This window comes from Micromonospora qiuiae (genome assembly GCF_016863555.1).
GTDB classification, from domain to species: domain Bacteria; phylum Actinomycetota; class Actinomycetes; order Mycobacteriales; family Micromonosporaceae; genus Micromonospora; species Micromonospora qiuiae.
Genome location: NZ_BOPC01000028.1, coordinates 39791 through 60170, shown reverse-complemented (window position 1 = coordinate 60170; position 20380 = coordinate 39791). Strand labels below are relative to the sequence as shown.

The following is a 20380-nucleotide window of genomic DNA, read 5'->3' as shown; positions in this document are numbered from 1 at the left end:
GCATGTTCACAGGCATTGTCGAGGAACTGGGCGAGGTCGTCGAGATGACCCCGACCGCGGAGGACTCATCGCTGGTGGCGATCCGTGGCCCACTGGTCGCCTCCGACGCCCGGCACGGCGACTCGATCGCGGTCAACGGCGTCTGCCTGACCGTGGTCGACGTCGACGGCGGGGTGTTCACCGCCGACGTGATGGGCGAGACGCTGCGCCGGTCGGCGTTGGGCGCGCTGCGCGCCGGCGACCGGGTCAACCTGGAACGCGCCGCCGCGCTCGGCAGCCGCCTCGGCGGTCACCTGGTGCAGGGCCACGTCGACGGGGTGGGGCAGGTGCTCTCGCGTGAGCCCGCGCCGCGCTGGGAGACCGTCCGGTTCCGGCTGCCCGCCGCCCTGTCCCGGTACGTGGTGGAGAAGGGCTCGATCACTGTGGACGGGGTCTCGTTGACCGTGGCCGAGGTCGGCGACGACTGGTTCGCCGTCGGCCTGATCCCCACCACGCTGTCGCTGACCACGCTCGGTGCCCGGGCCGTCGGCGACCCGGTCAACCTGGAGGTCGACGTGCTGGCCAAGTACGTCGAGCGGCTGCTCGGCGCCCGCGCGGGCGCCGCGCCCCCGGGCGCCTTTCCCGGCGGCGCAGACACCGAGCCTCCGGTCGGCCTGCCCGGCGGCACCGCACCCGGGCCGGTGACGTCGTGACGGGCGCACTCGGCTGGCTGCTCACCGCCGAGGTGCACATCGCCGGCTCGCCGGTGCTGGTGCGGGAGATCGTCGGCAACGTCTTCGGGCTCGGCTCGGCGCTGCTCGGCCTGCGCCGGCTGGTCTGGGCGTGGCCGCTGGGCATGATCGGCAACGCGCTGCTGTTCACCGTCTTCCTCGGCGGCGCCTTCGCCACCCCGCAGGCCCACGACCTGTACGGGCAGGCGGGCCGGCAGGTGTTCTTCTTCGGCGTCAGCCTCTACGGCTGGTGGCGCTGGACGCGTACCCGCCGCCTCGGCACCGCCACCGGCGGCGCGGCGGTCGCCCCCCGGTGGGCCACCGGCGCCGAGCGGCTGGGGCTGCTCGCCGCTGCGGTCGTGGGCACCGCGCTGGCGTACCCGGTGCTGGCCGCGCTCGGCTCCTGGGGCCCGCTGCCCGACGCCTGGATCCTCACCGGCAGCCTGCTGGCCACGTACGGGATGGCCCGCGGCTGGGTGGATTTCTGGCTGATCTGGATCGCCGTGGACGCGGTCGGCGTACCGCTGCTGCTGCGCGGCGGTTTCTACCCGTCGGCGGCCATGTACCTCGGCTACGGCGCGTTGTGTGTGTGGGGTCTGGTCAGCTGGTGGCGCACCTCGCGGCGCACCCGCCCGGCCGCCCCGATTCCGACCTACGCGGAGGCCGCGGCATGACGGGTTCCTTCGACAGCATCGAGCAGGCGGTGGCGGACATGGCCGCCGGCCGGCCCGTCATCGTGGTCGACGACCCCGACCGGGAGAACGAGGGCGACCTGATCTTCGCCGCCGAGCTGGCCACGCCGGAGCTGCTGGCCTTCACCGTGCGGCACACCTCGGGGTTCATCTGCGTACCGCTGCCCGAGGCCGAGTGCGACCGGCTCGACCTGCCGCCCATGCACCACACCAACCAGGACCGCCGGCAGACCGCGTACACGGTGACGGTGGACGCGCGGGAAGGGGTGAGCACCGGCATCTCGGCCGCCGACCGGGCGCACACCATCCGGCTGCTCGCCGATCCGCGTACCGGCCCGGCCGACCTGGCCCGGCCCGGGCACGTGGTGCCGCTGCGCGCCCGTCCGGGCGGGGTGCTGCGGCGCCCCGGGCACACCGAGGCGGCCGTCGACCTGGCCCAGCTGGCCGGGCTGCGGCCGGCCGGCGTGCTCTGCGAGCTGGTCAACGACGACGGCACCATGATGCGGCTGCCCGACCTGGAGAAGTTCCGCGCGGAGCACTCGCTGGCGTTGATCACCATCGCCGACCTGATCGCCTACCGGCGACGTACCGAAAAGCAGGTGGAACTGGTCGCCGACGCCCGGATGCCCACCGAGCACGGAGTGTTCCGGGCGCTGGGCTACCGCAGCGAGTTCGACTCGGCCGAGCACGTGGCCCTGGTGATGGGCGAGCTCGGTGACGGCCGGGACGTGCTGGTGCGGGTGCACTCCGAGTGCCTGACCGGCGACGTGTTCTCCTCCGTGCGGTGCGACTGCGGCCCGCAGCTCAACGCCGCGCTGGACCGGGTCGCCAGGGAGGGCCGGGGCGTGGTGCTCTACGTACGCGGCCACGAGGGGCGGGGCATCGGGCTGCTGCACAAGCTGCGGGCGTACCAGTTGCAGGACCAGGGCCGCGACACGGTCGACGCGAACCTCGACCTCGGGCTGCCGGCCGACGCACGCGACTACGGCACCGGCGCGCAGATCCTCTACGACCTCGGGGTGCGCTCGATGCGGCTGCTGACCAACAACCCGGCCAAGCGGGCCGGGCTGGAGGGCTACGGGCTGACCGTCACCGGCCGGGAGGGTCTGCCGGTACGGCCGCACCCGGAGAACGTGCGCTACCTGCGCACCAAGCGGGACCGGATGGGACACCTGCTTGACCAACTGGACGAGGTGACCGAGGCCCCGATGGGCCGCCCGGTCCCCGGCGACGAGATCGGAGCGTAGGCGATGGCGGGTTTCGGTGAGCCGGGCACGGCCCCGATCGACGCGACCGGGTTGACCGTGGGCGTGGTCGCCGCGCGGTGGCACGGCGAGCTGACCGACCACATGCTCGACCGGGCGGTGGCCGCCGCGCAGGCGTGCGGCGCGCGGACGTCGGTGGCGCGGGTGGCCGGCTCGGTCGAGCTGCCCGTGGTGGCGCAGGCCATGGCCCGCCGCTGCGACGTGGTGGTCGCGCTCGGCGTGGTGGTACGCGGCGCCACCGCCCACTTCGACTACGTCTGCCGCTCCGTCACCGACGGGCTGACCCGGGTCGCTCTGGACGAGGGCAAGCCGGTCGCCCACGGCGTGCTCACCGTCGACACCATCGACCAGGCCCGCGACCGCGCCGGCCTGCCCGACTCCACCGAGGACAAGGGCTGGTCCGCCACCGTGGCCGCTCTGGACGCCGCCCTGGCGATCCGCACGGTCACCGCCGCTGCCACCCACCGGGTCGGCTTCGCCTAGGTGGACGTCCACCCACCGTCGACCCGCAGGCATACCGGCTGTTGCCGTCGGCGTCCGGTGGTGTGTTGCGGTGGTGGTGGTGGTCCGAGGGTTGTCATGTCGGATGTGGGCGCTGTCGAGCTGAGTGCATCAACGGCTCGCGGTGATCGGTCGTCGGTGCAACGCGTCGAGACCCTGACGGTCGTCGGTGCAAGGCTTCGAGGCCCTGGCCGGTCGTCGGTGGGTGCTTCGCGCCAATGGTCGACCTGCCGATCGGTCGACCGGGCCTGCGAGAGCGTGCGTGACTCAGCTCGACACTGGCCGAACCCGACACTAGTGAGGTCCGGACGGTGTCAAGACGTAATGGCCGCTGTGCCTGGGGATGTTGACGGCGCGGGTTGCGGCATGTTGGGGTTTCCGGGCCGATTGAGACCGCGAGTTGCGGTGTCCTGTGCGCAGGGCCGCGAGTTGCGGCGTCTTGTGCGGTGGTGCGGGTGCGGACGGTGCCGTGGAGCGGTCTCCAGGGCCTCGGCGAGCCGAGGCCTTTTACCGCCACAGCGACGCGAGCAGTTCCATGGCGACGCTCTCAGCACTCACGCTCTCTCCAATCTCCCCACGCGAGGAGCTGCTGCCACCCCTACCGATGGGTCGGTCAGAGGCGGCCGGCCTCGATGATGCGGGCCAGGAACTGGCGGGTGCGGGGGTGGGTCGGCTCGCCGAGGACCTGCTCCGGCGGTCCGGCCTCGATCACCCGCCCGCCGTCGAGGAAGCAGACCTGGTCGGCGACGTCGCGGGCGAAGCTCATCTCGTGGGTGGCCAGGACCATCGTCAATCCCTCGGCCTTGAGGTCGCGGATCATGGTGAGCACCTCGCCGACCAGCTCCGGGTCGAGTGCCGAGGTGACCTCGTCGAGCAGCAGCAGCCGAGGCGAGTTGGCCAGCGCCCGCACGATCGCCACCCGCTGCTGCTGGCCGCCGGAGAGCCGGTCCGGGAAAGCGTCGGCCTTCGCCCCGAGCCCCATCCGATCGAGCAGCTCGCGGGCGTGCGCCTCGGCTTCGGTCCGGGAACGCCGGTGCACCCGGCGCGGCGCGAGGGTGACGTTGTCCAGCACGCTCAGGTGCGGAAACAGGTTGTACGACTGAAAGACCATCCCGATGCGGCGGCGTACCTTGTCGGGGTCGACGCCCGGCGCGGAGATCTCGTCGCCGTCCAGCTCGATGGTCCCGTCGTGCAACTCCTCCAGCAGGTTGACGCAGCGCAGCAGGGTCGACTTGCCCGACCCGGAGGCCCCGATCAGCGCCACCACGTGGTGCTCGGCCACGGTCAGGTCGAGCCCGTCGAGGACGACCTGCCCGCCGAACTCCTTGCGCAGGCCACGGCAGCGCAACACGTCCACGGTCAGCCTCCGGACTGGCGTCGAGCCGCCCGCAGCGTCACCCGATCGGTGACGGCGATCAGCGGGATGGCGAGCAGGACGAAGAGCACCCCGGCCACGATGTACGGCGTGTAGTTGAAGGTCTGTGCGGTGGCGATCTGCGCGGCCCGGACCGCGTCGATCGGGCCGGCCAGGGCGACCAGGCCGACGTCCTTCTGCAACGCCACGATGTCGTTGAGCAGCGGCGGGGCCACCCGGCGGACGGCCTGGGGCAGCACCACGTGCCGCATGGTCTGCCGGTGGGTCAGCCCCAGCGACCGGGCCGCCGCGAGCTGACTGGGGTGCACCGACTCGATGCCGGCGCGGAACACCTCTGCGAGGTAGCCGCTGTAGGTGAGCACCAGCGCCGCCCCGCCCAGCACCAGGACCGACGGCATGCCCTGCAACCGCAGACCGGGTGCGCCGAGGGTGAGCACGTAGAGCACGATGATCAGCGGCAGGCCGCGGAAGACGTACGTGTAGCCGGCCGCCAGAGCCCGGATCGGGAAGAAGACCGGCCCGCGCAGCGTGCGCAGGACCGCGATCAGCAGCCCGAGCAGCAGCGCGGCGACCGCGCAGCAGACCAGCAACCGGACGTTGAGCCAGAGCCCGGTCAACACCCGGGGCAGCGCGTCCCGGGCGATCTGCGGGTCGAGGAACGTCTGGCGTACCCGCTCCCAGCCGGGTGCCCCGGTCACCGCCACCGCCAGCAGCGTGCCGACCGCCGCCGTGGAGGCGGCGGCGATCAGCACGCTCAGCATGGTTTGCCGGCGTCGGTACGCGACCCGGGCCCGCTGCGCGGGCGAGAGGAGATGCGCGCTGGTGCTCACGTGAGTTCGGGTGCTCCCGCGTCCCGGGCGAGCCACTGCTGCTCCAACTGCGTGAGCACCCCGTCGGCGGAGAGCTTCCCCACCGCGCCGCTGACACATCCGGTGAGCGGGGAGTCCTTGTCCAGCAGCAGGCCGAACGCCTCCGGGGTGCCCACCTGGGGCAGCTGGCCGACGATCACCGCGTCGTCGATCTCCGCGCTGGTGATCTGGAAGGCGGTGGGCAGGTCCACCACCAGACCGTCGAGCTGGCCGTTCTGCAGTGCCTTCTTGGCGTCGTCGTTGCTGTTGTAGACCTGCGGCTCGACCGTCGGCTTGATCACGTCGGTGATCGCCTGGTAGCTGGTCGTGCCGACCTGGGCGCCGAGCTTGGCGCCGCGGAGATCGGCCAGCGCGGTCTTGTCGGCGATCTTGGAGGACTTCGGCGCGATGACGGTCTGCCGCACCAGGTAGTAGGGGGCGGAGAAGTCCACCGCCTGCTTGCGCTCCTCGGTGATGGAGAACTGGTTGATGTCGAAATCGAACTCCTTCGGGCCGGGCGCGATGGCGGCGTCGAACCGCACCCGGGTCCAGACGACCTCCTCGCGGGCGTAGCCGAGCTTCTCGGCCACCGCGTAGGCGACCGCGGACTCGAAGCCCTCGCCGTTGTCGGGTTTGTCGTCGACGAACCACGGCTGGTAGGCCGGTTGGTCGGTGGCGATGGTGAGCTTGCCCGCTGTCCGGGTGGGCAGGCTCTCCTTGTCGCAAGGCGCGCCCACGGTGGGCATGGGGGCGGGGGTCGCCTGCGGGGAGCAGGCGCCGACCGCGAGCAGAATGCCAGCGGCGGTGGCGAGCCTGAGGATGCGTGAGGTGCTGACCATGGCGGACAGCGTACGGCCAGCATCGGTGGGCGTCGAAGAGGTGTCCCACCATGGCGGTAGGGAATGCCGGTCCCGCTCATCGGTTGTTACCGGACCCGGTGCACATGGCGACCGAGGGCGACTGCGAGAATTCGGATCCGTGAAGACGTTCGAGGAGTTGTTCGCCGAGCTGCAGGCCAAGGCCGCCGCCGGCACCCCCGGCTCGGGCACGGTCGCCGCGCTGGAGAAGGGGGTGCACTTCATCGGCAAGAAGGTGGTCGAGGAGGCGGCCGAGTCGTGGATGGCCGCCGAGCACGAGGGGCCTGAGCGCGCCGCCGAGGAGATCTCCCAGCTGCTCTATCACGTCCAGGTGCTGATGCTCGCCAGCGGTCTCGACCTCGCCGACGTCTACCGACATCTCTGAGTGCCCCCGCCGTCGACCTCACACCGATCGAATGGAGCACTCCGTCATGCTGCGTGTCGCCGTACCCAACAAGGGCGCCCTGGCCGAGTCGGCCGCCCAGATGCTGTGCGAGGCGGGCTACCGCCAGCGCACCGACCCGAAGGACCTGGTCTGCCGGGACGAGCCCAACGACGTCGAATTCTTCTACCTGCGACCGAAGGACATCGCCACCTACGTCGGCTCCGGTGACCTGGACGTCGGCATCACCGGCCGCGATCTGCTGATCGATTCCGGCGCCCCGGCCGAGGAGGTGGTCGACCTGAACTTCGGCCGGGCCACCTTCCGGTTCGCCGCCCGCCCCGAGGACGTCGACGACGTACGGGCGCTCGGCGGGCACCGGATCGCCACCGCCTACCCGGGGCTGGTCGAACGCCACCTCGCCGAGCTGGGCGTCAAAGCCGACGTGATCCGGCTCGACGGCGCGGTGGAGAACGCCATCCGCCTCGGCGTGGCCGACGTGGTCGCCGACGTGGTGGAGACCGGGGCCACCCTGCGCCAGGCGGGTCTGGTGGTCTTCGGTGAGCCGCTGCTGCGCTCCTCGGCGGTGCTGGTACGCCGCATCGGCGCGACGCCCCACCCGCAGGCGGCGCAGTTGCTGCGCCGGCTGCACGGGGTGCTGGTGGCCCGCCGCTACGTGATGCTCGCCTACGACGTGCCGGCCGGCCTGCTGGACCGGGCCAGCTCGCTGACCCCCGGCATCGAGTCGCCGACGGTCTCCCCGCTGCACCGCGAGGGCTGGGTGGCGGTGCAGGCGATGGTGCTCCGCGACGACGTGCACCGGATCATGGACGAGCTCTACGAACTCGGCGCCCGGGCGATCCTGGTCACCAACATCCACGCCTGTCGGCTGTGAGGCGACCGCCGGCCGCGGCCGCGCTCATCCTGGTCGCCGTCGGCGGAGCCGCCTCGGCCGCGCAGGCCGCGATCAACGCCGAACTCGGGCAGCGGGTCGGCAACGCCACCCTGGGCGCGGTCGTCAACAACCTCGGCGGAACCCTGCTGGTCCTGGTCGGGCTGCTGGTGCTGCCGTCGATGCGGACCGGGCTGGCCGCGCTGCGGCGGGCCCGGCTGCCGTGGTGGTCGTACCTGGGCGGGTTGGGCGGGGCGGGCATCGTGCTGCTCGCCGCGTACGCCGTCCCGGTGCTAGGGGTCGCGGTGTTCACCATCGCCCAGGTCGCCGGCAATGGTCTCGGCGGTCTGGCGTCGGACCGGGCCGGCCTCGCCCCGGTGGGCCGGCTGCCGCTCAGCACGCCCAGGGTGGCCGGGGCGCTGCTCGGGATGGCCGCCGTGGCCCTGGCCCAGGTCGGCCAGCCCGTCGGTGACCTGGCCGTCGGCGTGCTCCTGCTCACGGTGGCCGCCGGGATCGGTGTGGCGTTGCAGACCGCGCTCAACGGGCGGATCTCCGCGGCCGGCTCGGCCGCCGCCGGCGTCGCGGTGAACTTCGCCGTCGCCACGCCTGCGGTGCTGCTGGTCGCGGCGCTCGCCGGCGCCTTCACCGGCCCGCCGGTGAGCTGGCCGACCGGCTGGCACCTCTACCTCGGCGGACTGCTCGGCGTCGGCATCGTGGCCAGCCTGGTGCTGGGGGTACGCGCGGCCGGCGTGCTGCGTACCGGCCTCGCCCTCGTCGGCGGGCAGCTCGCCGGCGCGCTGCTGCTGGACGTGCTGCTGCCAGACGGGCCGGGAGCCCGGCTGCCGGTGCTGGCCGGCGCGCTGCTCACCCTGCTCGCGGTGCTGATCACCGGCCGCCGGTCCCGCCCGGCCCCGCCCGACGTCGGCCTCCGTGTGGCGCGGGACGCCGCGCCGGCGCGGGATGACAGACTGGTGCCATGAGCGAGCGGCAGGAGGCAGTGCGGCAGGGGGCCGGCCCAGCGGTCGGCGCCGACGTGATCAGTCTTCGACCCCGACGCATCCGGCGGGTCTGCTGGATCTCGGCGGTCGTGCTGGTGGTCCTGTTCGCGGTGATCGCCACCACACTGACCGGGCCCACCGGCAACGGCTTCGGCACCTTCCAGCGTGGTGACCAGTTCGCCATGGCCGGGCTCGGTGTCCTCTTCGCCCTCGGCGTCCTGCTCTTCACCCGTCCCCGCGTAAAGGCGGACGCGCGCGGCATCCGGGTTCGCAACGTGATCGGCTCGTACGAGCTGCCCTGGGAGGTCGTCCGGGGCATCCGGTTCGACCGAGGCGCCCCGTGGGCCGCCCTGGAGCTGTACGACGACGACCTGCTGCCGGTGGTCGCGCTCCAGGCCGCCGACAAGCAGCTCGCCGTCGACGGGGTCCGCGCCCTGCGCCGGCTGCACCAGGCGCACCTGGCCACCCTCGCCGAGCGCGCCTCGGGTCGCTGACCTTCCCCCACCCTCCAATTCCGGACTGAACGTCCGCGCCCGGAGGAGACCGGTTTGGGCTCTCGGTTACCGAGGGTGTAGTGTTACCGAGTCGACCAGGCTGTCCGCACGGCGTCACTTGCTAAGAAGCTGCGCGGATGGTCATGAAAGTGGAGCGCCTGCTCCCACCCGAGTCGCCGCCCTCGGTGGCCGGGTCCGGTCTACGGTTCCGGGCACGTCCCGGTTCCGGGTGCGCGATCCTGTGATCGTGCCGACCGGTCGAGCGGGCCCTGGCATGCGCCGGGGCCTTCTGCTTTCCGGGCCGGTTCCCGCCGGGAGCCGCACGGGTCGGCCACCCATGTGAAGAACCGACTCGAGGAGGCCCCATCAGCGTCGAACCACGCGTGAACGAGCAGATCCGGGCACGTGAGGTCCGACTGGTCGGCCCCGAGGGTGAGCAGGTGGGCATCGTCCCGCTGGAGCGCGCCCTTCAGCTGGCCGCGGACGTCGAACTGGACCTGGTCGAGGTTGCGCCGATGGCGCGCCCGCCGGTGTGCAAGCTCATGGACTTCGGCAAGTTCAAGTACGAGAGCGCACTGAAGGCGCGCGAAGCGCGGCGTAACCAGCAGCAGACCGTCATCAAGGAGATGAAGCTCCGGCCCAAGATCGATCCGCACGACTACGAGACCAAGAAGGGTCACGTGGTGCGGTTCCTCAAGGCCGGCGACAAGGTCAAGGTGACGATCATGTTCCGCGGCCGCGAGCAGAGCCGCCCGGAGCTGGGCTACCGGCTCCTGCGTCGGCTCGAGTCCGAGATCACGGAACTGGGATATGTCGAGTCCGCTCCGAAGCAGGACGGCCGAAACATGATCATGGTGCTCGCGCCGCACCGCGCCACCAAGGCCGCTGCCACGGCGGCCCGCGGCGGCGCGCCGCGCGAGCGGGAGACCGACGCCACCGAGGCGCCGCCGGCCGAGGCGGCCGGACCCGCCGGGACCACCGGCGAGTAGCAGGGGAGAAGACGTTCCACATGCCGAAGATGAAGAGCCACACGGGGACGGGCAAGCGCGTCCGGGTGACCGGCAAGGGCAAGATCATGAAGCAGCAGGCCGGCATGCGCCACAACCTGGAGAAGAAGCCCTCCACCCGTACCCGCCGGCTGTCGGGCGTGGTCGAGGTCGCCAAGTCCGACGTCAAGCGCATCAAGAAGCTGCTCGGCCGCTGACGCGCGCCACCTGAGCCAAAGCAAGGAGTTGAGATGGCACGCGTCAAGCGGGCTGTGAACGCCCAGAAGAAGCGCCGTACCCTGCTGGAGACCGCGAGCGGTTACCGCGGTCAACGCTCCCGGCTGTACCGCAAGGCCAAGGAGCAGATGCTGCACTCGATGCAGTACGCCTACCGGGACCGCCGCGACCGCAAGGGCGACTTCCGGCAACTGTGGATCCAGCGGATCAACGCGGGTGCCCGCGCCAACGGGATGACCTACAACCGGCTGATCCAGGGCCTGCGCCTCGCCGGCATCGAGGTCGACCGCAAGATCCTGGCCGACCTGGCCGTCAACGACGCCGCCGCGTTCGCGGCGATCGTCGAGCTGGCTCGGGCCGCGGTGCAGGCCGAGGGCACCGGCGGCGCGGCGGCCCAGGCCGCCTGATCCCCGCACCGCGCCGCGAGGCGTCCCCTCCCTCCGGCGGGGGACGCCTCGCGTGTGTGTGCGGTGAGGACATCATGCCCTTCACACCGCGTACGCCCCGGGTGATGGCCGCCCGCCGGCTCCAGCGCCGCCGGGAACGCGAGGCCACCGGCCGGTTCCTGGCCGAAGGGCCGCAGGCCGTCCGCGAGGCGCTGGCCCGACCGCGCACCGTGGTCGAACTGTTCGGCACCCCCGAGGCCCTCGACCGGTACGCCGACCTGGCGGCAGCCGCCGCAGGCACCGACGTACCCGTCTCCGAGGTGACCGACGAGGCGCTCGCGGCGCTGGCCGAGACCGTCGCCCCGCAGGGCCTGGTCGCCGTCTGCTGGCACCTCGACGTGCCCCTGGCCACCGCGCTGGCCCGCGCCCCCCGGCTGGTCGCCGTGCTCGCCGGGATCCGCGACCCGGGCAACGCTGGCACCGTGCTGCGCACCGCCGATGCCGCCGGCGCCGCCACGGTGGTCTTCGCCGGGGACGCGGTCGATCCGTACAACGGCAAGTGCGTACGCTCCTCGGCCGGCAGTCTGTTCCACGTCGACGTGGTCCGTGAGCGTGACCCGGCGGCCGTGGTCGCGGCCGCGCGGTCCGCGGGCCTGGCCGTGCTCGCCGCCACCGGACACGGCGAGGACGACCTCGACGACCTGGCCGACACCGGCCGGCTCGCCGCACCCACCGCCTGGCTGTTCGGATCCGAGGCGCACGGCCTGCCCGGTGATCTGGTCGAGGCCGCCGACCTCCGGGTCCGGGTGCCGCTGCACGGGCGGGCCGAGAGCCTCAACCTGGCTGCGGCCGCGGCGGTCTGCCTGTACGCTTCAGCGAGAGCGCAGCGCTGACCCGAGGTCAGGCGCAGAGCACGAGGAGAACGGCTCCATGGTGAACGCAGCAGGGCGTTCGTTTAGCCAGCCCGCCGGTGTCGGCGGGCGGCGGGCCTGACCTGCTCTCCGCGCGACTCCCACCGGCGGGCTGCGGCACAGCCGTGCGTCCGTAGACTCGCTTCGCCGCCCGTGAAGGGCCGGCGCCGCCGTGAGGGAGTGCCCGTACGCCATGAGTTACCGCAACGATCCGTACGACCCGAAGCAGGTCGCCCTGCTCGACCCGGCCGCTCTGGCCGAGGCCGTGACCGAGGCCGGGAAGGCGTTCGCCGCCGCCGGTGACCCCGACGCGCTGGCCACGGTGCGACCGGCGCACCTCGGCGACCGGGCCCCGGTCTCGCTGGCCCGTCGGGAGATCGGCGCGCTGCCGCCGGCCGCGAAGGCCGACGCCGGCAAGCGGGTCAACGAGGCCCGCCGCGCGATCGAGCAGGCGTACGCCGCCCGCGCCGAGGTGTTGGAGCGCGAGCAGGCCGAGCGGGTCCTGGTGGAGGAGCGCGTCGATGTGACGCTGCCCTACGCCCGGCGGCCGCGCGGCTCCCGGCACCCGATCACCGTGCTGATGGAGCAGATCAGTGACCTGTTCATCGGCATGGGCTACGAGGTGGCCGAGGGGCCCGAGGTCGAGTTGGAGTGGACCAACTTCGACGCGCTGAACATCCCGCCGGACCACCCGGCGCGCGGGCTGATGGACACCTTCCACATCGCACCCGAGGACTCGGGGCTGGTGCTGCGTACGCACACCTCGCCGGTGCAGGCGCGCACCATGCTGTCCCGCAAGCCGCCGATCTACGTGATCGTGCCGGGGCGGGTCTACCGCACCGACGAGCTGGACGCCACCCACGCGCCGGTCTTCCACCAGGTCGAGGGCCTGGTGGTGGACCGGGGCATCACGATGGCGCACCTGCGCGGCACGCTGGACCACTTCGCGCGGGCGATGTTCGGCGAGGGGGCGCGGACCCGTTTCCGGCCGCACTACTTCCCGTTCACCGAGCCCTCGGCCGAGTTCGACGTCTGGTTCCCGGAGCACCGCGACGGCCCGCGCTGGGTGGAGTGGGGTGGCTGCGGCATGGTGAACCCGCGGGTGCTGCGGGCCTGCGGCATCGACCCGGAGGTCTACTCCGGCTTCGCCTTCGGTATGGGCATCGACCGGACGGTGATGTTCCGGCACGGGGTCAGCGACATGCGCGACATGGCCGAGGGGGACGCGCGGTTCACCCGCGCGTTCGGGGCCGGGCTGTAGGGCGACGGGTACGAGTCACGGAGACGGTGGATCAAAGTCATGCGAGTTTCTCTCAGTTGGCTGCGGGAGTACGTGGACATCCCGGCCAACCTGCCCGTCAACGAGTTGGAGCGGGCCCTGGTCGACCTCGGCATCGAGGTCGAGTCCATCGTGGACCTGTCCGGCACGGTCACCGGGCAGCTGGTGGTCGGCGAGGTCCTGGAGATCGAGGAGCTGACCGGCTTCAAGAAGCCGATCCGGTTCTGCCGGGTGAATGTGGGCGCCGCCAACGGCACCGGCGAGCCGCAGGAGATCGTCTGCGGGGCGCGTAACTTCGCCCCCGGTGACCGGGTCGTGGTGATCCTGCCCGGTGGGGTGCTGCCGGGCGGCTTCGCCATCGGCGCGCGCAAGACGTACGGGCGCAACTCCAACGGCATGATCTGCTCGGCGAAGGAACTGGGGCTGGGCGACGACCACTCCGGCATCCTGGTGCTGCCCGAGCACGTCGTCGCCGAGCCCGGCGACGACGCGCGTCCGGTGGTCGGGCTCGACGACATCATCGTCGAGGTGGAGATCACCCCGGACCGGGGCTACCAGATGTCGCTGCGGGGGCTGGCCCGCGAACTGGCGCACGCCTTCGGCATCGACTACGCCGACCGGGGTCGGGTACCCGCGACGGCCGGCACGGCCGAACCGGCGTACCCGGTCGAGGTGCGCGACCCGGTCGGCTGCGACCGGTACGCGGCCCGGATGGTGCGCGGCGTCGACCCGACGGCGCAGACGCCGGAGTGGATGCAGCGGCGGCTCACCATCGCCGGCATCCGCAGCATCTCGCTGCCGGTCGACATCACCAACTACGTGATGCTCGAACTCGGCCAGCCGATGCACGCCTTCGACGCCGACCGGATCGCCGGCCCGCTGGTGATCCGGCGGGCGGTACCGGGGGAGAAGCTGACCACGCTCGACGGGGTGACCCGCGCGCTCGCGCCGGAGGACATGGTCATCTGCGACACCGGGCTGCCGAACCCGCTCGCCGGTGACGGCGAGGGCGTGCCGATCTCGCTCGCCGCCGTGATGGGCGGCGAAACCAGCGAGGTCCTGCCGAGCACCGTCAACGTGCTCTTCGAGGCCGCGCACTGGGATCCGACGATGGTGGGGCGTACTGCCCGCCGGCACAAGCTGTTCAGCGAGGCGGCGAAGCGTTGGGAGCGGGGGGTGGACCCGGCCCTGCCGCTGGTCGCCCTGGACCGGGCGGTGGCGCTGCTCACCGAGTACGCGGGTGGCACCGTCGGCGACGAGGTGCTGGACATCGACCACGTCCGGCCGGTCACCCCGGTCACGATGCCGGCCGACCTGCCCAGCCGGCGGGTCGGCGTGGACTACCCGCCGGCCCGGGTGGTCGCCCTGCTCGAGCAGGTCGGCTGCACCGTGGCGCGGGGCACCGACCGGCTGGCGGAGGACCCGGGCGAGGTGGCGGTGGCCGCCGGTGGTGGCGAGACGCTCAGCGTCACCCCGCCGACCTGGCGGCCCGACCTGGCCGACCCGGCCGATCTGGTCGAGGAGGTGGTCCGCCTCGACGGGTACGACCAGGTGCCGTCGCTGCTGCCGACCGCGCCGCCCGGCCGGGGCCTGACCTTGCAGCAGCGGCGCAACCGGGCGGTGTCGCGGTCGCTGGCCGAGCGGGGCTACGTCGAGGTCCTGGCGCACCCGTTCGTCTCCACGGAGCTGGCCGACCAGTTCGGCCTGCCCGCCGACGACCCGCGCCGGCAGGCGGTGCGGCTGGCCAATCCGCTGTCGGAGGAGGAGCCGCTGCTGCGCACCACGCTGCTCGGCCCGCTGCTCGGCATCGTGCAGCGCAACCTCGGTCGTGGGCTGCGCGACCTGGCCCTCTACGAGATCGGCGCGGTTTTCCAGCCGCGTCCGGGCGCGGGCCGCCCGCCGGCGATGGGCGTCGACCGACGGCCCACCGACGCGGAGTTCGCCGCCGCCGACGCGGTGGTCCCGCACCAGCCCCGGCACGTCGCCGTCGTGTTGACCGGCGACCTCGAGCCGGCCGGCTGGTGGGGCGCCGGCCGGCCGGCCGGCTGGGCGGACGCCATCGAGGCGGGCCGGGAGGTGCTCGCCGCCGCCGGCGTGCCGCAGGAGCGGGTGCAGGTGCGGGCCGCCGAGTACGCCCCCTGGCACCCCGGCCGCTGTGCCGAACTGCTGGTCGACGGGACGGTGGTCGGCCACGCCGGCGAGCTGCACCCGGCGGTGCTGGCGGCGTTGGAGGTGCCCCGGCGGACCAGCGCGATGGAGCTGGACCTGGACGCGCTGCCGGTGCCTCCGGTGACGCCCGCGCCCATGGTCTCCGGCTTCCCGCCCGCGTTGATCGACGTGGCACTGGTGGTGGACGACTCGGTTCCCGCACAGTCGGTGCAGCAGGCCCTCGCCGAGGGGGCCGGCGAGCTGCTGGAGTCGGTGCGTCTGTTCGACGTGTACGCCTCGGCGCAGCTGGGTGCCGGGCGCAAGTCGCTGGCGTACAAGCTCACCTTCCGCGCCCCGGATCGCACCCTCACCGGCGAGGAGGCCGTCGCTGCCCGCGACGCCGCCGTGGCCCGCGCCGCCGACCGCTTCAACGCCACCCTCCGCGGCACCTGAGGTGTAAGGAAGGGCCCCTTCTTAACGCCTGGTGTATAGGAAGGGGCCCTTTTTAACACTCGTCGGACTCGAGCCGGGCTGCCTCTTCCAGGCGACCCTGGCTAAAGCCGGCAGCCGTGTTCTTTCATGATCTTGAGTGCTCAAGATCGCGGTCCCGGCGCGGTCTCATCTTGGTGGCCGCCATAACTGACAGTCGAACGAACCGGATCCCATCAATGACATCTGCCTCGTCGGTGACGGCGTCCACCGCCCACACCTCTGGGAACCAGCCGTCCAGGATTTCCACCCGCCCGTCGAAAGCTGAATCCGCTACCCGCTATGGCGTAGTCGTTGGTCGGTAGCTTCAGCGACAGGAGTTGCTGCATGTACGGGTGCGCCAGGGGCCGGCACCGATGAGGTGCAAACGGCTATCGCTGGTAGTAATCTTTCGCTCTCGTGCGGTCAAAGCGGATCTCGCCGTCGAGCCGAGGGCGGCGTGCACCCGGCAAGGCATCTTCCTTCGCAGATGTTATTTCCATACGGTTGGCCGTATGACCTTGCATCGTCAGTCTTGTCGCTGCTAGCCTTCGCTGCATAGTCATGCGGAGGTGGGTATGGGAATTCGGATCGCCGTCGCCGGGGCGAGCGGCTACGCCGGGGGCGAGTTGCTTCGCCTGCTCGCCGGGCATCCCGAGTTCGACCTGGTCGCTGCGACCGCGCACAGCCAGGCCGGCCAGCGCGTCGACGCGGTCCACCCCCATCTCACCGGGCTGGACCTGACGCTCGCGGAGACCACGCCGGACGTACTGGCCGACGCCGACCTGGTCTTCCTCGCCCTACCGCACGGCGAGTCCGCTGCCATCGCGGCGCAGTTGCCCGCCGGGGCCCGGGTCGTCGACCTCGGCGCGGACCACCGGCTCGCCGACAGCGCCGCCTGGGCCAGCTACTACGGTGGCCCGCACGCCGGCACCTGGACCTACGGCCTGCCCGAGCTGCCCGGCCAGCGGGAGCGGATCGCTGCGGCGACCCGGGTCGCCAACACCGGTTGCTACGCCGCGGCCACCATTCTTGCCCTCGCGCCGCTGATCGCCGCCGGTGTCGCCCAGCCCGCTGACGTGGTGGTCGTCGCCGCCTCCGGCACCTCCGGCGCGGGCCGGGCCGCCAAGGCGCATCTGCTGGGCAGCGAGGTGATGGGTGACCTGTCGCCGTACAAGGTCGGCGCCCACCAGCACGTGCCCGAGATCAAGCAGGCCACCGGCGCGACCGGGCTGTCGTTCACGCCGGTGCTCGCGCCCATGCCGCGCGGCATCCTGGCCACGGTGACCGCCCTGCCCGCCGCCGAGGAGGACCCACGGTCGGTGCTGGCGCAGGCGTACGCGGACAGCCCGTTCGTGCACGTGCTGCCCGAGGGCCGCTGGCCGCACACCGCCGCCACCCTCGGCGCCAACTCCTGCCACCTGCAGGCGGGCGTCGACATCGACTCCGGCCGGCTGATCGTGGTCGCCGCCCTCGACAACCTCGGCAAGGGCGCCGCCGGGCAGGCGGTGCAGAACGCCAACCTCATGTTCGGCCTGCCCGAGACCACGGGCCTGTCCGTCTGGGGCACGGCGCCGTGACCGTCACCGTGCCCCGGGGCTTCCGGGCGGCCGGGGTGGCCGCCGGCCTCAACGCCGGCGGCGTGCTCGACGTGGCCCTCGTGGTCAACGACGGCTCCGACGCCGGGGTCGCCGGGGTCTTCACCAGCAACCGGGCCAAGGCCTCATTCGACCTGAGCGCGAGGAACGCAGCGCAGCGGAGTCCCGCAGTCGCGACCGAAAGGCCGGTCCGGTGAGCGCGAGGAGCGCAGCGCAGCGGAGTCCCGCAGCCGTGAACGAAAGGCCGGCCCGGTGAACCTCTCCTCCGACCTCACTCGCGCCCAGGCCAAGGCCGCCACGCTGATCGAGGCGCTGCCCTGGCTGGCCCGCTTCGCCGGTGCCACCGTCGTGCTCAAGTACGGCGGCAACGCCATGGTCGACCCCGAACTGCAACGGGCCTTCGCCGCCGACATGGTGTTCCTGCGCTACGCCGGTCTCAAGCCGGTGGTGGTGCACGGCGGCGGCCCGCAGATCTCGGCGATGCTCGGCCGGCTCGGCATCGACAGCGAGTTCCGGGGCGGCCTGCGCGTGACCACCCCGGAGGCGATGGACGTGGTCCGGATGGTGCTCGTCGGTCAGGTCGGCCGGGAACTGGTCGGGCTGATCAACGCGCACGGCCCGTACGCGGTCGGCCTCTCCGGCGAGGACGCCGGACTGTTCACCGCCGTGCGGCGGCCCGCGTACGTCAACGGGCAGCCGGTCGACGTCGGGCAGGTCGGCGACGTCGAGTCGGTGGACGTCTCGGCGGTGGCCGACCTGATCGCGGCCGGCCGGATCCCGGTGATCTCCACCGTGGCACCGGACGTGGACGGGGTGCTGCACAACCTCAACGCCGACACCGCCGCCGCCGCGCTCGCCGTCGCCCTGCGGGCACGCAAGCTCGTCGTTCTCACCGACGTGCCGGGCCTGTACGCCAACTGGCCGGACACGTCGAGCCTGGTCAGCGAGATCACCACGGACGACCTGGCGCGGCTGCTGCCGTCGCTGGAGTCGGGCATGGTGCCCAAGATGGAGGCCTGCCTGCGGGCCGTCCGTGGGGGAGTGCCCGCCGCGCACGTCGTGGACGGCCGGGTCGCCCACTCCACGCTGCTGGAAGTGTTCACCTCGGAAGGCTTCGGAACCATGGTGATCCCGTCGCGGAACGGAGAACCGGCATGAGCGCGCTGACCCAGCGGTGGCAGCAGTCGATGATGAACAACTACGGCACGCCGCCGCTGGCGCTGGTCTCCGGCTCCGGCGCCGTCGTGGTCGACGACGCCGGCCGGGAGTACGTCGACCTGCTCGGCGGCATCGCCGTCAACGCCCTCGGCCACGCCCACCCGGCCGTGGTGGCCGCCGTGTCCAAGCAGGTCGCCACCCTCGGGCACGTGTCCAACCTGTTCGTCGCCGAACCGCCGGTGGCTCTGGCAGAGCTGCTGCTGGCGCTGGCCGGCCGTCCCGGGCGGGTCTTCTTCGCCAACTCCGGGGCGGAGGCGAACGAAGCGGCTTTCAAGCTGTCCCGGCGCACCGGTCGCAGCCACGTGGTCGCCACCATCGGCGGTTTCCACGGCCGTACGATGGGGGCCCTGGCCCTGACCGGCCAGCCGACCAAGGCCGACCCGTTCCGCCCGCTACCGGGCGACGTCGACCACATTCCGTACGGCGATGTGGCCGCCCTGGAGGCGGCGGTCACCGACGCCACGGCCATGGTGATCCTGGAGCCCATCCAGGGCGAGAACGGTGTGGTCGTCCCGCCGGCCGGCTACCTCGCCGCCGCGCGGCAGATCACCGCCCGCCACGGGGCGCTGCTGGTGCTCGACGAGGTGCAGACCGGTATCGGCCGCACCGGGCACTGGTTCGCCCACCAGGCCGACGGTGTGGAGCCGGACGTGGTGACCCTGGCCAAGGGGCTCGGCGGCGGGCTGCCCATCGGCGCGGCCCTCGCCTTCGGCCCGGCCGCCGACCTGCTGGCCCCCGGTCTGCACGGCAGCACCTTCGGCGGCAACCCGGTCAGCTGCGCCGCCGCCCTGGCGGTGCTCTCCACCATCTCCCACGAAGGGCTGCTCGACCACGTCAAGCGGGTCGGCGAACGGCTGCGCCGGGGGGTTGAGGCGCTCGACCATCCGCTCGTCGCCGGTGTCCGGGGTGCCGGTCTGCTGCTCGGTGTGGCCCTCACCGCGCCGGTGTCGGCCGCCGCCGCCGAGGCGCTGCGCGCGGCCGGCTTCCTGGTCAATCCGGTGCAGCCGGATGTCCTGCGCCTCGCCCCACCCCTGATCCTGACCGCCGCCCAGGCCGATGCCTTCCTCGCGGCCCTACCCACCGCCCTCTCCGCGGCCACTGCGGATTCTCATCCGGCAGAGCCCGCGCAGGGGCCGGTCCGTACCAGGATTTCCAGCGACGTCACCACGGAGGCACCCGCATGACCCGGCACTTTTTGCGGGACGACGACCTGTCACCGGCCGAGCAGTCCGCCGTGCTCGATCTGGCGGCACGGATGAAGGTCGACCGGTTCGCGTACCGTCCGCTGGCCGGGCCCCGCTCGGTGGCCGTGCTCTTCGACAAGCAGAGCCTGCGGACCCGGATCTCGTTCGACGCCGGCATCGCCGAACTCGGCGGCCATCCCCTCGTGGTGGACACCCAGGTCACCCACTTCGGTCGGGGCGAGGCCCTCGGCGACGCCGGTCGGGTGCTGTCCCGCTACGTGGCCGCGATCGTGCTGCGCACCCACGGCGACGACCGGATCGCGGAGGTGGCCGCCGAGGCCACCGTGCCGGTGGTCAACGCGCTGACCGACGGCTTCCACCCCTGCCAGCTGCTGGCCGACCTGCTCACCGTGCGTGAGTGGTGCGGTGGCACCGCCGGCCGGAAACTGGCGTACGTCGGTGACGCGGCGAACAACATGGCCCAGTCCTATCTGCTGGCCGGCGCGACCGCCGGGATGCACGTGCGGGTCGCCGGCCCGGCGGGCTTCCAGCCCGACGCCGACGTGGTGGCCCGGGCCGAGGCGATCGCCGCCGGCACCGGCGGGTCGGTGCGGGTACTCACCGACCCGGTCGCCGCGGTCCGCGACGCCGACGTGGTCGCCACGGACGCCTGGACCTCGATGGGCCAGGAGGCCGACGGCCTGGACCGGATCACCCCGTTCCTGCCGTACCAGGTCAACAAGGCGCTGCTCGGGCACGCCGCGCCGGAGGCGATCGTGCTGCACTGCCTGCCCGCGCACCGCGGCGAGGAGATCACCGACGAGATGCTCGACGGCCCGCGCAGCGCCGTGTTCGACCAGGCGGAGAATCGGCTGCACGCCCAGAAGGCGCTGCTGGCGTTCCTGCTCGCGCAGTCACCGTGAGCCGCGCAGTCGTGAACGAGGAGGATCG

At 72.5% G+C, this 20380-nt stretch carries 21 protein-coding genes and 1 pseudogene; 19 read left to right on the top strand and 3 right to left on the bottom strand.

Going from position 1 to position 20380, the window contains the following annotated elements:
• Positions 1-2 precede the first annotated feature (2 nt).
• The 4 genes from Vqi01_RS11295 to ribH are packed head-to-tail and all read left to right on the top strand — an operon-like array spanning position 3 to position 3150.
• Entirely contained in the window at positions 3-692 is a 690-nt protein-coding gene (locus Vqi01_RS11295; RefSeq protein ID WP_239098324.1) for a riboflavin synthase, read from the top strand.
• On the top strand, positions 689-1384 hold the full coding sequence (pnuC, locus tag Vqi01_RS11290) for a nicotinamide riboside transporter PnuC (protein WP_204034689.1): 696 nt from the start codon (positions 689-691) through the stop codon (positions 1382-1384). Before Vqi01_RS11295 ends, pnuC begins: the two co-directional genes overlap by 4 nt.
• Positions 1381-2649 (top strand): bifunctional 3,4-dihydroxy-2-butanone-4-phosphate synthase/GTP cyclohydrolase II, encoded by a 1269-nt coding sequence (locus tag Vqi01_RS11285; protein WP_204034688.1) that lies wholly within the window; start codon positions 1381-1383, stop codon positions 2647-2649. The genes pnuC and Vqi01_RS11285 overlap by 4 nt, the downstream gene beginning before the upstream one ends.
• Positions 2650-2652: 3 nt before the next feature.
• Positions 2653-3150, top strand: coding sequence for a 6,7-dimethyl-8-ribityllumazine synthase (gene ribH / locus Vqi01_RS11280; RefSeq protein ID WP_204034687.1), 498 nt, complete (start codon positions 2653-2655; stop codon positions 3148-3150).
• 631 nt (positions 3151-3781) lie between these two features.
• Here ribH and Vqi01_RS11275 read toward each other — a convergent pair.
• From Vqi01_RS11275 to Vqi01_RS11265, 3 genes are all read right to left on the bottom strand, one after another.
• The gene (locus tag Vqi01_RS11275) at positions 3782-4525 is read right to left on the bottom strand and encodes an amino acid ABC transporter ATP-binding protein (protein ID WP_275408774.1); all 744 of its coding nucleotides are present in this window, start codon (positions 4523-4525) and stop codon (positions 3782-3784) included.
• Positions 4526-4527: 2 nt separating this feature from the next.
• Positions 4528-5304, bottom strand: coding sequence for an amino acid ABC transporter permease (locus Vqi01_RS11270; protein WP_239098331.1), 777 nt, complete (start codon positions 5302-5304; stop codon positions 4528-4530).
• 65 nt (positions 5305-5369) lie between these two features.
• Positions 5370-6230: an ABC transporter substrate-binding protein gene (locus Vqi01_RS11265; protein WP_204034685.1), complete on the bottom strand. Its 861-nt coding sequence runs from the start codon at positions 6228-6230 to the stop codon at positions 5370-5372.
• Positions 6231-6369: 139 nt separating this feature from the next.
• Between Vqi01_RS11265 and Vqi01_RS11260 the strand changes: the two genes are divergently transcribed.
• The 15 genes and pseudogenes from Vqi01_RS11260 (at position 6370) to argF (ending at position 20352) form a co-directional block, all read left to right on the top strand.
• Positions 6370-6633 carry a phosphoribosyl-ATP diphosphatase gene (locus Vqi01_RS11260; RefSeq protein WP_275408773.1) on the top strand — a complete coding sequence of 88 codons (264 nt, stop codon included), beginning with the start codon at positions 6370-6372 and terminating at the stop codon, positions 6631-6633.
• Between the two features lie 46 nt (positions 6634-6679).
• A complete protein-coding gene (gene hisG, locus Vqi01_RS11255; RefSeq protein WP_204034738.1) occupies positions 6680-7525 on the top strand; it encodes an ATP phosphoribosyltransferase in 846 nt (281 codons plus the stop codon).
• Positions 7522-8502 carry a DMT family transporter gene (locus Vqi01_RS11250; RefSeq protein ID WP_204034684.1) on the top strand — a complete coding sequence of 327 codons (981 nt, stop codon included), beginning with the start codon at positions 7522-7524 and terminating at the stop codon, positions 8500-8502. Before hisG ends, Vqi01_RS11250 begins: the two co-directional genes overlap by 4 nt.
• Positions 8499-9014: a PH domain-containing protein gene (locus Vqi01_RS11245; RefSeq protein WP_239098323.1), complete on the top strand. Its 516-nt coding sequence runs from the start codon at positions 8499-8501 to the stop codon at positions 9012-9014. Before Vqi01_RS11250 ends, Vqi01_RS11245 begins: the two co-directional genes overlap by 4 nt.
• A 383-nt stretch (positions 9015-9397) precedes the next feature.
• The gene (gene infC, locus Vqi01_RS11240) at positions 9398-10003 is read left to right on the top strand and encodes a translation initiation factor IF-3 (RefSeq protein ID WP_204034683.1); all 606 of its coding nucleotides are present in this window, start codon (positions 9398-9400) and stop codon (positions 10001-10003) included.
• Positions 10004-10023: 20 nt separating this feature from the next.
• Complete coding sequence (gene rpmI / locus Vqi01_RS11235) at positions 10024-10218, top strand: 50S ribosomal protein L35 (RefSeq protein WP_204034682.1); 195 nt, start codon at positions 10024-10026, stop codon at positions 10216-10218.
• Positions 10219-10251: 33 nt separating this feature from the next.
• Positions 10252-10644: a 50S ribosomal protein L20 gene (gene rplT, locus Vqi01_RS11230; RefSeq protein WP_204034681.1), complete on the top strand. Its 393-nt coding sequence runs from the start codon at positions 10252-10254 to the stop codon at positions 10642-10644.
• A gap of 74 nt (positions 10645-10718) precedes the next feature.
• Positions 10719-11516, top strand: coding sequence for a TrmH family RNA methyltransferase (locus Vqi01_RS11225; RefSeq protein ID WP_204034680.1), 798 nt, complete (start codon positions 10719-10721; stop codon positions 11514-11516).
• Between the two features lie 211 nt (positions 11517-11727).
• Entirely contained in the window at positions 11728-12795 is a 1068-nt protein-coding gene (gene pheS, locus Vqi01_RS11220; protein ID WP_204034679.1) for a phenylalanine--tRNA ligase subunit alpha, read from the top strand.
• A gap of 39 nt (positions 12796-12834) precedes the next feature.
• Positions 12835-15414 carry a phenylalanine--tRNA ligase subunit beta gene (pheT, locus tag Vqi01_RS11215; RefSeq protein WP_204034678.1) on the top strand — a complete coding sequence of 860 codons (2580 nt, stop codon included), beginning with the start codon at positions 12835-12837 and terminating at the stop codon, positions 15412-15414.
• A 593-nt stretch (positions 15415-16007) separates the two neighbouring features.
• Positions 16008-17009, top strand: a complete 1002-nt coding sequence (gene argC, locus Vqi01_RS11210) for an N-acetyl-gamma-glutamyl-phosphate reductase (protein WP_204034677.1) — start codon at positions 16008-16010, stop codon at positions 17007-17009.
• Positions 17006-17155: pseudogene (locus Vqi01_RS11205) on the top strand (bifunctional glutamate N-acetyltransferase/amino-acid acetyltransferase ArgJ); the annotation flags it as partial. The gene argC and the pseudogene Vqi01_RS11205, both read left to right, overlap by 4 nt.
• A gap of 124 nt (positions 17156-17279) precedes the next feature.
• Entirely contained in the window at positions 17280-18185 is a 906-nt protein-coding gene (gene argB / locus Vqi01_RS11200; protein ID WP_204034676.1) for an acetylglutamate kinase, read from the top strand.
• A complete protein-coding gene (locus Vqi01_RS11195; protein ID WP_239098322.1) occupies positions 18182-19429 on the top strand; it encodes an acetylornithine transaminase in 1248 nt (415 codons plus the stop codon). Before argB ends, Vqi01_RS11195 begins: the two co-directional genes overlap by 4 nt.
• Positions 19426-20352 carry an ornithine carbamoyltransferase gene (gene argF, locus Vqi01_RS11190; protein WP_204034675.1) on the top strand — a complete coding sequence of 309 codons (927 nt, stop codon included), beginning with the start codon at positions 19426-19428 and terminating at the stop codon, positions 20350-20352. The genes Vqi01_RS11195 and argF overlap by 4 nt, the downstream gene beginning before the upstream one ends.
• Positions 20353-20380: the final 28 nt, after the last annotated feature.